The 11,758-nt window shown below is 73.0% G+C and carries 11 protein-coding genes; 6 read left to right on the top strand and 5 right to left on the bottom strand.

Features of this window, described 5'->3' with window-relative positions; genetic code table 11:
* Positions 1-152: 152 nt before the first annotated feature.
* The 3 genes from aroA to ACWD4O_RS16880 all read left to right on the top strand — a co-directional run bounded on the left by aroA (position 153) and on the right by ACWD4O_RS16880 (position 2,782).
* The gene (aroA, locus tag ACWD4O_RS16890; RefSeq protein ID WP_451280506.1) at positions 153-1,388 is read left to right on the top strand and encodes a 3-phosphoshikimate 1-carboxyvinyltransferase; all 1,236 of its coding nucleotides are present in this window, start codon (positions 153-155) and stop codon (positions 1,386-1,388) included.
* A 34-nt stretch (positions 1,389-1,422) separates the two neighbouring features.
* Positions 1,423-2,067 (top strand): GNAT family N-acetyltransferase, encoded by a 645-nt coding sequence (locus ACWD4O_RS16885; RefSeq protein ID WP_451280504.1) that lies wholly within the window; start codon positions 1,423-1,425, stop codon positions 2,065-2,067.
* 127 nt (positions 2,068-2,194) lie between these two features.
* Positions 2,195-2,782 (top strand): RBBP9/YdeN family alpha/beta hydrolase, encoded by a 588-nt coding sequence (locus ACWD4O_RS16880; protein ID WP_451280502.1) that lies wholly within the window; start codon positions 2,195-2,197, stop codon positions 2,780-2,782.
* On the opposite strand, the gene ACWD4O_RS16875 is transcribed toward ACWD4O_RS16880, so the two are convergent.
* The 4 genes from ACWD4O_RS16875 to ACWD4O_RS16860 all read right to left on the bottom strand — a co-directional run bounded on the left by ACWD4O_RS16875 (position 2,769) and on the right by ACWD4O_RS16860 (position 7,009).
* On the bottom strand, positions 2,769-4,157 hold the full coding sequence (locus ACWD4O_RS16875) for an MFS transporter (protein ID WP_451280500.1): 1,389 nt from the start codon (positions 4,155-4,157) through the stop codon (positions 2,769-2,771). The two genes, ACWD4O_RS16880 and ACWD4O_RS16875, sit on opposite strands and share 14 nt — an antisense overlap.
* Positions 4,158-4,450: 293 nt before the next feature.
* Complete coding sequence (locus tag ACWD4O_RS16870) at positions 4,451-5,251, bottom strand: sugar phosphate isomerase/epimerase family protein (protein ID WP_451280498.1); 801 nt, start codon at positions 5,249-5,251, stop codon at positions 4,451-4,453.
* 301 nt (positions 5,252-5,552) lie between these two features.
* On the bottom strand, positions 5,553-5,966 hold the full coding sequence (locus ACWD4O_RS16865; RefSeq protein WP_451280496.1) for a hypothetical protein: 414 nt from the start codon (positions 5,964-5,966) through the stop codon (positions 5,553-5,555).
* The gene (locus tag ACWD4O_RS16860; RefSeq protein WP_351906568.1) at positions 5,963-7,009 is read right to left on the bottom strand and encodes a LacI family DNA-binding transcriptional regulator; all 1,047 of its coding nucleotides are present in this window, start codon (positions 7,007-7,009) and stop codon (positions 5,963-5,965) included. Before ACWD4O_RS16860 ends, ACWD4O_RS16865 begins: the two co-directional genes overlap by 4 nt.
* Before the next feature lie 353 nt (positions 7,010-7,362).
* Here ACWD4O_RS16860 and ACWD4O_RS16855 point away from each other — a divergent pair, with 353 nt between their 5' ends.
* Genes ACWD4O_RS16855 through ACWD4O_RS16845 form a run of 3 tightly spaced genes read left to right on the top strand, consistent with a single transcriptional unit; the run spans position 7,363 to position 10,519 of the window.
* The gene (locus tag ACWD4O_RS16855; RefSeq protein WP_351906565.1) at positions 7,363-8,520 is read left to right on the top strand and encodes a Gfo/Idh/MocA family protein; all 1,158 of its coding nucleotides are present in this window, start codon (positions 7,363-7,365) and stop codon (positions 8,518-8,520) included.
* Positions 8,517-9,671 (top strand): dihydrodipicolinate synthase family protein, encoded by a 1,155-nt coding sequence (locus ACWD4O_RS16850; RefSeq protein ID WP_451280494.1) that lies wholly within the window; start codon positions 8,517-8,519, stop codon positions 9,669-9,671. The genes ACWD4O_RS16855 and ACWD4O_RS16850 overlap by 4 nt, the downstream gene beginning before the upstream one ends.
* A gap of 50 nt (positions 9,672-9,721) precedes the next feature.
* On the top strand, positions 9,722-10,519 hold the full coding sequence (locus ACWD4O_RS16845; protein ID WP_451280860.1) for a sugar phosphate isomerase/epimerase family protein: 798 nt from the start codon (positions 9,722-9,724) through the stop codon (positions 10,517-10,519).
* A 168-nt stretch (positions 10,520-10,687) separates the two neighbouring features.
* On the opposite strand, the gene ACWD4O_RS16840 is transcribed toward ACWD4O_RS16845, so the two are convergent.
* Positions 10,688-11,749 carry an AraC family transcriptional regulator gene (locus ACWD4O_RS16840; protein ID WP_451280492.1) on the bottom strand — a complete coding sequence of 354 codons (1,062 nt, stop codon included), beginning with the start codon at positions 11,747-11,749 and terminating at the stop codon, positions 10,688-10,690.
* Positions 11,750-11,758: the final 9 nt, after the last annotated feature.

Raw genomic sequence — 11,758 nt, 5'->3', positions numbered from 1 at the left:
TTTCCGGAAGTCGGGGCGTATGTGACACGAGGCAACCCGTGGGGCGACCGACATCCCTCGGCCGCCGTTCACCCGGCGGACACCGCCCCGACCGTCGTCCATCCCGTGGACGTACCGGCGACCGACCGGATCGGCGCGGGATCATGAGGGGCATGGCCCTCGTCGACATCCCCGGTTCCAAGTCCATCACCGCCCGCGCCCTGTTCCTCGCGGCGGCCGCCGACGGCGTCACCACCCTCCAGCGCCCCCTGCGCTCCGACGACACCGAGGGGTTCGCCGAGGGACTGACACGGCTCGGCTACCGCGTCGGACGCACACCGGACGCCTGGCAGGTCGACGGCCGCCCGCAGGGACCGGCGCTCGCCGAGGCGGACGTCTACTGCCGGGACGGCGCGACCACGGCCCGCTTCCTGCCGACCCTCGCCGCCGCCGGCCACGGCGTCTACCGCTTCGACGCCTCCCCCCAGATGCGCCGCCGCCCCCTCCTCCCGCTCACCCGCGCCCTGCGCGACCTCGGCGTGGACCTGCGGCACGAGGAAGCGGAGGGCCACCACCCGCTGACCGTGCGGGCGGCCGGCGTCGAGGGCGGCGCGGTGACGCTGGACGCCGGCCAGTCCTCCCAGTACCTGACCGCCCTGCTGCTGCTCGGCCCGCTCACCCGCACCGGCCTGCGCATCACCGTCACGGACCTGGTCTCGGCGCCCTACGTCGAGATCACCATCGCGATGATGCGGGCGTTCGGGGTCGAGGTGGGCCGCGAGGGCGACACCTACGTCGTCCCGCCCGGCGGCTACCGCGCCACGACCTACGCGATCGAGCCTGACGCCTCCACCGCCGGCTACTTCTTCGCGGCGGCCGCGGTGACCGGCGGCGAGGTGACCGTGCCGGGCCTCGGCGCGGGCGCCCTCCAGGGCGACCTGGGCTTTGTGGACGTCCTGCGGCGGATGGGCGCCCGGGTGGACGTCGGCGCCGACCGCACGACCGTGTCCGGGACCGGCGAACTGCACGGCGTCACCGTCAACATGCGGGACGTCTCCGACACCATGCCGACCCTCGCCGCGATCGCGCCCTTCGCCTCCGGACCCGTCCGCATCGAGGACGTGGCGAACACGCGCGTGAAGGAGTGCGACCGGCTGGAGGCCTGCGCCGAGAACCTCCGGCGGCTGGGCGTGGAGGTCGCCACCGGCCCCGACTGGATCGAGATCAGGCCCGGCGCCGCCCCGACCGGCGCCGACGTCAAGACCTACGGCGACCACCGCATCGTCATGTCCTTCGCGGTGACCGGACTGCGCGTCCCCGGAATCTCGTTCGACGACCCCGGCTGCGTCCGCAAGACTTTCCCCGGTTTCCACGAGGCGTTCGCGGAACTGGGGGAGCGGTTGCGATAGCGGCTGAGGTTCGGCCGGGGAAGGACGACGTCGGGTGGGATTCGAACTGCGGGGGCCGGTTCTGGAGGGCGCGCTGGTGCGCCTGGAGCCGCTGGAGCACCGGCATGCGGCCGAGTTGGCGGTGGCGGCGGAGGAGAACCGGGGAACGTACGAGTTCACCTGGGTGCCCAGGGCCGACGAGGTCGACGCGTACATCGACGCCCAGCTCGCCCGCGCGGCGAGCGGCCTGCTCGCGCCCTACGCGCAGATCTCCCTGGCCTCCGGCCGGGTGGTCGGCGCGACCTCGTACTGGGACCCGCGCTCCTGGCGCTCCGAGGACCGGCTCGACGCCATCGAGATCGGCTTCACCTGGCTGGCCCGGTCCGCCCAGGGCACGGGCGTCAACGCCGAGGCCAAGCTGCTGCTCTTCCGGCACGCCTTCGAGGAGTGGGACGTCTCCCGGATCGATCTGAAGACGGACGCCCGCAACAGCCGCTCCCGCGCGGCCATCGAAAGCGTCGGCGCCCGTTTCGAGGGCGTCCTGCGCAACTGGTCCCGCTCCTGGGCCCCGGGCGAGGACGACCGCCTCCGCGACTCCGCGATCTTCTCCCTGACCCTGGACGAATGGCCGGACTGCGAGCGGAAGCTGACGGAGCGGGTGGCGAGATACCCGGCGGTGAGCCGCCGGGAGACGCGGTGACTGGAGGCGCAGGGACGGGAGGCGGAGGGACGGGAGGCGGAGGGACGGGAGGCGCGGGGACGGGAGGCGCAGGGACTGGAGACGCGGTGACTGGACCGGCGGCACGGGGTTCGGAAATCATCGGCCCATGACCACGCGCTCCTACCTCATCCTCCACGGCTGGCAGAACCACCGCCCCGAGGACCACTGGCAGCACTGGCTCGCCGACCGCCTCACCGGACTTGGCCACGACGTCGCCTACCCGCAACTGCCCGACCCGGACGACCCCGACCTCGAGGCCTGGCTGACGGAGCTGCGCGGCCACCTCGCCGCGCCGCCCACGGGCGGGGGCCGCGTGGTCCTCGCCCACAGCCTCTCCGCCGTGCTCTGGCTGCACGCCGTCGCCCGGGAGCTGCCGGAACTCGCCGACGTCGACCGGGTGCTGCTCGTGGCCCCGCCGTCCGGCTCGGTCCTCGCCCGGTATCCCGAGGTCGAGGGGTTCGCGCTCCCCGAGAACCTCGACGGCCTCAAGCTCCCGCACCCGACCCGCCTCGTCGCCGGGGACGACGACCCGTACCTCCCGGAAGGCGCCCAGACGGCCTACGGCGACCCCCTCGGCCTCCGGGCCGAACTCCTCCCGGGCGCCGCCCACCTCGACCTGGACGCGGGCTACGGCCCCTGGCCGGCGGTGCTGGAGTGGTGCCTGGACGGGACGACGGAGCTCAGGGTGCGGTAGCCGGGTCCGGTTCCGGGTCCGGGTCCAGAGGTAGGCCCGGGTCCAGGTCCGCCGCAGCCGCGCCCGGCCGTTCCGGTGCCGCGTCCGGCCTTTCCGGTGCCGCGCCCGGCGGGTCCGGCACCGTCGGCCGTGGCTGTGCCGTCGTCCCGCGCTTGCGTCCGCCCCGCAGTTCCGGGGTCGTCGCGCCCACGCCCACGACCGCCGCCAGACACATCAGGCCGCCGGTGATCAGCGCGGTCGTTCCATCCGTCCAGCCGGCCACCGCGCCCGCGCGCAGGTTGCCGAGGTTGGGTCCGGCCTGGCCGACGACCCCCTCGGCCGCCGTCACCCTGCCCAGCAGGGCGTCCGGGGTGTGGGTCTGCACGATGGTGGCGCGGGACAGGACGGCCACCGAGTCCGCCGCCCCGGCCACCGCCAGCATCCACAGGCTCGCCCATGCGCTGGTCGTCAGTCCGAAGAGGGCGAGGGCCGCGCCCCAGGTCCCCGAGGCGCACAGCATCACCGGGCCGGGGCGGGCCAGCCGCGTGATCGGACCGGAGAAGGCGGTCGCCGCCACCCCGCCCACGGCGAGCACGGACAGGAACAGACCGAGCGTGCGCGGGTCGCCCCCGAAGCGCTCCTCGTTGACCAGCGGGAACAGACTCAGCGGCATCGCCAGGACGGTCGCGGCGAGGTCGACCAGCAGTGCGCCCCGCACCACCCGGTGACCGGTCAGGAACCGCAGGCCGTCCAGGACGCCCTGCACCCCGGGACGGGCCTTCTCACCCTCGGGCGGCAGCGCGGGCAGCCCGTACGCGCCGTAGAAGGACATGCCGAAGCTGAGGGCGTCCAGCAGGTAGCAGACGCCGATCCCCCACCACCCGAGCACGACACCGGCGAGGGCCGGCCCGACCAGCATCATCGCCTGGCCGGTGACCTGCTGCAGCGCGAGACCGGCGGCCACCTGGTCCTCGGGCAGCAGCCGACGCACGAACACCCCCGCCGCGGGCCCGCCCACCGCCGCGGACGATGACTGCACCGCCACCAGCGCCACCACCAGGAGCACCGGAACATGCCCGGTGAAGCCCTGCACGGCCAGCAGGACGGAGCAGACCGCCGAGCCGACGGTGCTCAGGAGATACGCGCGCCGCCGGTCGGCCCGGTCGACCCAGGCGCCCGCGAACAGTCCGACGCCGATCAGCGGCAGCGCCTGCGCCAGACCGACCGCGCCGCTCCAGACCGAGCTGTGGGTCGTGTCCCAGACCTGGAACATCACGGTGACCATGGTCATGAAGCTGCCGAGCGTGGACACCGTGCGCCCGATCAGCAGCCGCCGGAAGACGGGGGAAGAACGTAGCGGACGAACGTCGACGAGGGTCCTGGTCAGGAGGCTCATGACGGAACGACGGCGGCGACGGACGCCGCGGGCTGCTGATGCACGGCCGGGAGACTAACCCGCGACGCGGCCGAGGAGCGAGTCGATATTCCGGGCGACCTCTCCCGAGCCCAGCCGACAGCCACCCAACCGGACTCGCTCAACCGGACTCGCTCAGTCCGACCAGCTCAGGCGACAGCCGCCCAACCGGACTCGCTCAACCGGACTCGCTCAGTCCGACCAGCTCAGGCGACAGCCGCCCAACCGGACTCGCTCCGTCGACTCACTCCGTCGACTCGCCCCGTCCGACTCGCTCAAGCAGAGTCGTTGAGCAGCCGCCCCAGATGCTCGCGCCCCCCGCTCAGCAGCCCGGCCAGCGGCTCCGCGCTCTCGTACCAGCGCTTCTCGTACTCCCAGCACAGCCACCCGTCCCAGCCGTGCCGAGCCAGGACCTCGACGCACTCGGCGAGCGGCAGCACCCCCGCGCCCAGCGCGAGCGGGGTGGTGTCCTCGGCCGACGCGATGTCCTTGACCTGCACGTATCCGAGATACGGGGAGAGCGCCGCATACGTCTCCTGCGGCTGCTCGCCGCTCAGCCAGGTGTGCATCACATCCCACAGCGCACCCACCTGCCGGTGTCCGACAGGGCCGAGGATGCGGATGGCGTCCGCCCCGCTCCGGTGCGAGTCATGGGTCTCCAGCAGGATGCGTACGCCGAGGTCGGCGGCGTGCTCGGCGGCGGTGCCGAGCCGCCGGGCGGCGACGGCGTCGGCCTCGGCCGGGGACGGGGCGTCCGCACCGCCGGGAAAGACGCGGACGAAGGGCGCCCCGAGATCACGGGCGAGCGAGACGAGGCCGCGGATCTCCTCGATCACCGGTTCGTCGTCCCCCGGCGCGGCGACCCGCGCGTACCCCGCGACCCCCAGGACGTCGATGCCGGCCGCCTTGAACTCGGCGGCGACATCGGCCCGTTGGACCGGGCTCAGCCCAGGGTGGACGGGCTCCTCCGGATGGGCGCGCAGTTCCACGCCGTGATAGCCGTGCGCGACCGCGAGCCGCAGCACCTCGGAAAGCGGCAGACCGGGAACACCGAGGGTGGAGAAGGCAAGCCTCATGCTTCCTACTGTCACTCCGGACCGGGCTCCGGGTCCAGTGGGGGCCCCGGCCCTCCGGTCCCCGGCCCTGCGGCCGCCGGCCCTCCGGTCCCCGGCCCTGCGGCCGCCGGCCCTCCGGTCCCCGGCCCTCCGGCCCCCGGATCCCCGACCGCCGGCCCTCCGGTCCCCGGCCCTGCGGTCCCTGGCCCTGCGGCCACCGGCCCTCCGGCCACCGGCCCTCCGGCCACCGAACCCCCAACCACCGAACCCCCAACCACCGAACCCCCGGCTAGCCGGACTCCCGACTACCGGCCCCCGACCATCAGCCAGCTACCCGGCCACCAGCAGCCTGACCGTCGGAGACACACGCGCGGAACCGCCGCAGCAGTTCCCGCCCGGCCGTGCTCTCCGCCTCGAAGTCCTGGACCCGCAGCTCCGCCGGAACGTCCCGGCCCAGGACGCGTGCCCCGTTGCACCGGAAGCAGAACGCGATCTCGAAGAGCGGCTCGGGATCGGTGGCGTCGTAGAGGCGGATCCCCCAGCCGGGCACGAAGCAGCGGTACCGCTCGCTGTCCGGCAGCGCGTGGATCAGGGCCAGCGCCTCCCGCACCTCGTCCCCGGCCCAGACCTCGACCGCCTCGCCCGCCAGTCCCCGTGAGGTGAAGGGACCGGCGGGATCGGCGATACGGACGACCTCGAGGAGTTCGCCCTGCTCGTGCGCGGCGGGCAGTCTCAACTCCGGGGCACCCCGGAGGACCCCCGCACCATCAACTCCCCGCGCACCGTGGCGATCCCGCCCGGCGGCGGCTCCTCGCGGCCCATGGCGATGCGTCCCGCCCGCGCCCCCGCCTCGGCCAGCGGCAGCCGCACCGTCGTCAGGGAGGGCACCGCGTCGATGCTGAAGGGGAGGTCGTCGAAGCCGGCGACCGAGACGTCCTCGGGGATGCGCAGCCCGGAGTCGCGCAGGGCGGCGCAGGCGCCCAGGGCGACGGAGTCGTTGGCGGCGACGACCGCCGTCAGCGACGGGTCCCGGCGCAGCAGTTCGAGCGTGGCCTCGTAGCCGGCCCGCCGGTCGTAGCGGCCGTGCACGGTCCAGCGCGGGTCCTCCTCGATGCCGGCCGCGGCCAGCGCCGCCCGGTGGCCCTCCAGCCGGTGCCGGGTGGTCGTCCGCTCCTCGGGGCCCGCGATATAGCCGAGGCGGCGATGGCCGAGGCCGATCAGGTGCTCGGTCAGCTCCCGTCCGCCGCCGCGGTTGTCGAAGGTCAGCGCGATCGCCTGGGTGTCCGGCGCGGGCGGCCGCCCGCACAGCACCACCCGGGTGCCCGCCTCCGCCAGCCTGCGCAGCTTCGCCGCCATCGCGGCCGCGTGCGGCTCGTTCTCGATGGCCCCGCCGGTCAGCACGACGGCCGCGGCCCGCTGCCGCTGCAGCAGGGTCAGATAGGTCAGTTCGCGCTCGGGCGAGCCCCCGGTGTTGCAGACCACCGCCAGCCGCTCGCCCCCCGCGCGGCCGCCCGGCCCGCCGATCTCCAGCTGGATCGCGCTCGCCATGATCCCGAAGAAGGGGTCGGCGATGTCGTTGACGAGAATCCCCACCAGGTCGGAGGTCGCCGCGGCCAGGGCGCTGGCCGGCCCGTTCAGCACGTAGTCCAGCTCGTCGACCGCCCGCAGCACCCGCTCCCTGGTGGTGGCTGCCACGGGGTAGTTCCCGTTCAGCACGCGCGACACCGTCGCGGGCGAGACCTGCGCGCGGGCCGCCACGTCCGCCAGGGTCACCGTCATCTCGTCGTCCTCCGGTAAACGCATCGTGTCGTACGTCGTCGTACGTCGTCGCACGACGACATATGTCGCCGTACGCCCTGGTAGACAGCAGCCTCGTGGGCGCGGTTCCGGGCGTGTCGAGCAGACCTTACGGCCCGGGACCCCGGTTGTTCGCCCCCTCGAACAACTCAGGATGGACACGGTCTTGTCCGGACCACCGATCAGAGGCTAGCTTCTCCTTGGATAGAAAGCGCTTGCTGTAACGCTGATCAGGTAGAGGCGTACGCGGCGCGCACAACCGCGTACGAAACGCGCAGCCACGCTGTGCACGACACCAAGGCCTACGCCTGCGCCTGGCCTGCGAAAGGATCGACGTGACACGCAAGACAGTCCGTATCGCCATGAACGGGGTGACCGGGCGGATGGGTTACCGCCAGCACCTCGTCCGCTCCATCCTCGCCCTGCGCGAACAGGGCGGCCTCGACCTCGGCGACGGCACGGTGCTGTGGCCGGAACCGATCCTCGTCGGCCGCCGCGAGCACGCCCTGAAGGCGCTCGCCGAGCAGCACGGCCTGGACCCGCAGAACGTCTCCACGGACGTCGACGCGGTCCTCGCCGACCCGACCGTCGAGATCTACTTCGACGCCCAGGTCACCTCCGCCCGCGAGGAGGCGATCACCAAGGCGATCGCCGCCGGCAAGCACATCTACACCGAGAAGCCGACGGCCACCGGCCTCGACGGCGCCCTGGAGCTGGCCCGGCTGGCGAACGAGAAGGGCGTCAAGCACGGCGTCGTCCAGGACAAGCTGTTCCTGCCGGGCCTGCTGAAGCTCAAGCGCCTCATCGACGGCGGCTTCTTCGGCCGGATCCTGTCCATCCGCGGCGAGTTCGGCTACTGGGTCTTCGAGGGCGACTGGCAGGCCGCCCAGCGCCCGTCCTGGAACTACCGTGCCGAGGACGGCGGCGGCATCGTCGTCGACATGTTCCCGCACTGGGAGTACGTCCTGCACGAGCTGTTCGGCCGCGTGAAGTCCGTCCAGGCCATCGCCACCACCCACATCCCGCAGCGCTGGGACGAGAACGGCAAGCCCTACGACGCCACCGCCGACGACGCCGCCTACGGCATCTTCGAGCTCGACGGCGGCGCCATCGCCCAGATCAACTCCTCCTGGGCCGTCCGCGTCAACCGCGACGAACTCGTCGAGTTCCAGGTCGACGGCACCGAGGGCTCCGCGGTCGCGGGCCTGCGCAACTGCCGCGTCCAGCACCGCTCCGCCACCCCCAAGCCGGTCTGGAACCCGGACATCCCCGCCACCGAGGTCTTCCGCGACCAGTGGCAGGAAGTGCCCGACAACGGCGAGTTCGACAACGGCTTCAAGGCGCAGTGGGAGCTGTTCCTCCGGCACGTCTACGCCGACGCCCCCTACCACTGGGACCTGCTGGCCGGCGCCCGTGGCGTCCAGCTCGCCGAGCTGGGCCTGAAGTCCTCCGCCGAGGGCCGCCGCCTGGACGTCCCGGAGGTGACGCTGTGACGATCCGACTTCCGGACCCCGCGGGCGGCCTGCGGGCGTACGAACCCCGGGCCGAACCCCTGGCCCTCACCACGGGCGCGCCCTTCACCTCCCGGACGGTCTTCTCGGCGGCCCATGTGGTGGCCGACCCCTTCGCGGACACGAGCCCCGACTCCCCGGCGGCCGTCGACTGGGACGCCACCCTCGCCTTCCGCCGCCACCTGTGGTCCCACGGACTCGGCGTCGCCGAGGCGATGGACACCGCCCAGCGCGGCATGGGCCTGGACTGGGCGGGCGCGGCCGAACTGATCCGCCGGTCGGCGGCCGAGGCCAAGGCGGTGGGCGGTCTGATCGCCTGCGGCGTCGGCACCGACCAGCTCACCGGCCCGGCGACCCTCGCCGAGGTCCGCGCGGCCTACGAGGAGCAGCTGGCCCTCGTGGAGGCATCCGGGGCCCGGTCCATCCTGATGGCGTCCCGGGCCCTGGCGGCGGCGGCCTCGTCCCCCGAGGACTACCTCGAGGTCTACGGCCATCTGCTCCGCCAGGCCACCGAGCCGGTGATCCTGCACTGGCTGGGCCCGATGTTCGACCCGGCGCTGGAGGGCTACTGGGGCTCCTCGGACCTGGACGCGGCGACCGACACCTTCCTGGAGGTCATCGCGGCCCACCCGGACAAGGTGGAGGGCATCAAGGTCTCCCTGCTGGACGCCCAGCGGGAGATCGACATCCGTCGCAGGCTGCCGCAGGGCGTCCGCTGCTACACGGGCGACGACTTCAACTACCCCGAGCTGATCGCGGGCGACGAGAAGGGCTTCAGCCACGCCCTCCTCGGCATCTTCGATCCGCTGGGCCCGCTGGCGGCGGAGGCGGTACGGGTCCTGGACACGGGCGACGTCACCGGTTTCCGGGAGTTGCTGGACCCGACGGTCGCGCTCTCCCGCCACCTCTTCCGGACCCCCACCCGCTTCTACAAGACGGGCGTGGTGTTCCTCGCCTGGCTGGCCGGCCACCAGTCGCACTTCACGATGGTCGGCGGCCTGCAGTCGGCCCGCTCCCTCCCGCACTTCGCCCACGCCTACGAACTCGCCGACGGCCTGGGCCTGTTCCCGGACCCGAAACTGGCGGAGGAACGCATGAAGACCCTGCTGGCCCTGTACGGAGTGCCCCAGTGACCGCCTCCCTCTCCCCCTCCCCGTCCCTCTCCCGTTTCTCGATCAACCAGATGACGGTGAAGCAGCTGTCGATGCCCGAACTGGTCGAGGGATGCCTGGAGTTGGGCATCCCCGGCGTCGGCCTCTGGCGCGAGCCGGTGCAGACGTACGGCGTGGACGCGACCGCCAAGCTGGTCCGCGACGCGGGCCTGACGGTGACGACGCTGTGCCGCGGCGGCTTCTTCACGGCGATCGACCCGGCCGAGCGGACGGCGGCCCTGGCCGACAACCGCCGGGCGATCGAAGAGGCGGCCACCCTGGGCACGCAAGTCCTGGTCCTGGTCTCGGGAGGCCTCCCGCCCGGCTCGAAGGACCTGCACGGCGCCCGGGAACGCATCGCGGACGCCCTCGGCGAGCTGGGCCCCTACGCGGAGCAGCACGGCGTACGGCTGGCCATCGAGCCCCTCCACCCCATGTACGCCTCCGACCGCTGCGTGGTCTCCACCCTCACCCAGGCCCTGGACCTCGCCGAACGCTTCCCGGCCCACCAGGTCGGCGTCACGGTCGACACGTACCACATCTGGTGGGACGACCAGGCCCCCGCCCAGATCGCCCGGGCGGGCGCGGGCGGCCGCATCCACACCTTCCAGCTCGCCGACTGGACGACCCCCCTCCCCGAGGGCGTCCTCAACGGCCGCGGCCAGATCGGCGACGGCGCGATCGACATGCGCGAGTGGCAGGCCTACGTGGAGGCGGCGGGCTACACGGGCCCCATCGAGGTGGAGCTGTTCAACGACGGACTGTGGGCGCGCGACGGCCGCGAGGTCCTGGCGGAGACGGCGGCACGCTTCGTGGAACACACGGCGTAGCGGTTCACGACGGCAGTGTCCGAGAATCGCCTTGGTGCTCCATCCCACCCCCGCGGGCATGGAGCACCAAGACCGGCTCGCCGTCTGCTCGCTGCCGCCCGATCAGGATGCGGGGTGAGTCGTGGGGCTGTCGTTACCAGAGAGTCCATGGTTGTTGTTGGCGCAGCGTCAACTGCGGAGCTGCTCCCACTCCGAACCCTCCTGCCCCGAGCCTTCCCGCCCCGAACCCTCCTGCCCCGAGCCCTCCCACCCCGACCACTCCCGCACCCGGTACTCCATGGGCGAGAGTCCGTACGCGGTGCGGAAGGCGCGGGTGAAGTCGGAGGCGCGCAGCAGGCCCCAGCGGGCGGCGATCGCGCGGATCGGCGTGCCGCGCAGTGCGGGGTTGGCCAGGTCGCGGCGGGCGCCTTCCAGGCGTTGGGCGCGGATCCAGGCGGCGACCGTCTCGCCCTGCGCGTCCTCCTGGAAGAGCCGGTGCAGATAGCTGACGGAGATGTGGTGCGCGGCGGCGATCACCGGCGGCGTCAGCTCGGGGTCGTGGAGGTTCGCCCGGACGAACGCCCGGATGCGCGCGATCATGGCCCGGTGCCGCGTCTCCGGCGGCAGTGCGGCCTCCGCCTCCAGCACCTGGGCGAACCAGGCCGCCAGCAGGTCGACCAGGACCACGCCCAGCCGCGGCGCGTCGGACGGCTGGAGGAACTCCGACTGCCGGTCCAGGCCGGCCAGGAAGCCCGTCAGCAGGGCGCCCGTGCCCTCCCGCCCCGACAGCCGTCGGCCCAGCAGCGGCCGGATCCGGTCGGGCGACAGAGGCAGCAACGCCTTGGGGAAGTCCACCCCCACCCCGGTGACCACATTGCGGTTCCCGTCGGACGGCGGATGCACCTCGTACGGCCGTGAAGTGTCGGTCAGCCACAGGTCGTGCGGGCCGTAGAAGTCGGTTCGCCCGACGTGGTCGAGCCCCAGCCCGCCGCCGAGCACCAGCGACAGGTGGTACATCTCGGGGTCGCACTGCCGTATCAGCCGGTCGTTGCGCACGAACCGCGCCGTCAGACACGACGTGGGCCACACCATCACCGGCCCCAGCTCCATCAGCCGCTGCTCCGCCCAGAAGTCGGCGGCGTACTCGCTGCTGATGTCGCTGGGCGCGATCGCCCGGTGGATCAGCTCCCGCCAGTAGTCGAACCTGTCCTCCACCGGTACGTCGTCAGTCCGGAACATCGTCCCGATCACCGGGCGTCC

Source organism: Streptomyces sp. NPDC002623 (assembly GCF_053592635.1).
Note: the sequence above shows the minus strand (reverse complement) of the source record. Positions and strands in the feature narration are given on the sequence as shown.

Excerpts from the sequence above, each read along its gene's own strand:
- aroA (WP_451280506.1), top strand. The coding sequence starts at position 153 with ATGGCCCTCGTCGACATCCCCGGTTCCAAGTCCATCACCGCCCGCGCC.
- ACWD4O_RS16870 (WP_451280498.1), bottom strand. The coding sequence starts at position 5,251 with ATGAGGCTTGCCTTCTCCACCCTCGGTGTTCCCGGTCTGCCGCTTTCC.
- ACWD4O_RS16860 (WP_351906568.1), bottom strand. The coding sequence starts at position 7,009 with ATGACGGTGACCCTGGCGGACGTGGCGGCCCGCGCGCAGGTCTCGCCC.
- ACWD4O_RS16845 (WP_451280860.1), top strand. The coding sequence starts at position 9,722 with ATGACGGTGAAGCAGCTGTCGATGCCCGAACTGGTCGAGGGATGCCTG.
- ACWD4O_RS16875 (WP_451280500.1), bottom strand. The coding sequence starts at position 4,157 with ATGAGCCTCCTGACCAGGACCCTCGTCGACGTTCGTCCGCTACGTTCT.
- ACWD4O_RS16880 (WP_451280502.1), top strand. The coding sequence starts at position 2,195 with ATGACCACGCGCTCCTACCTCATCCTCCACGGCTGGCAGAACCACCGC.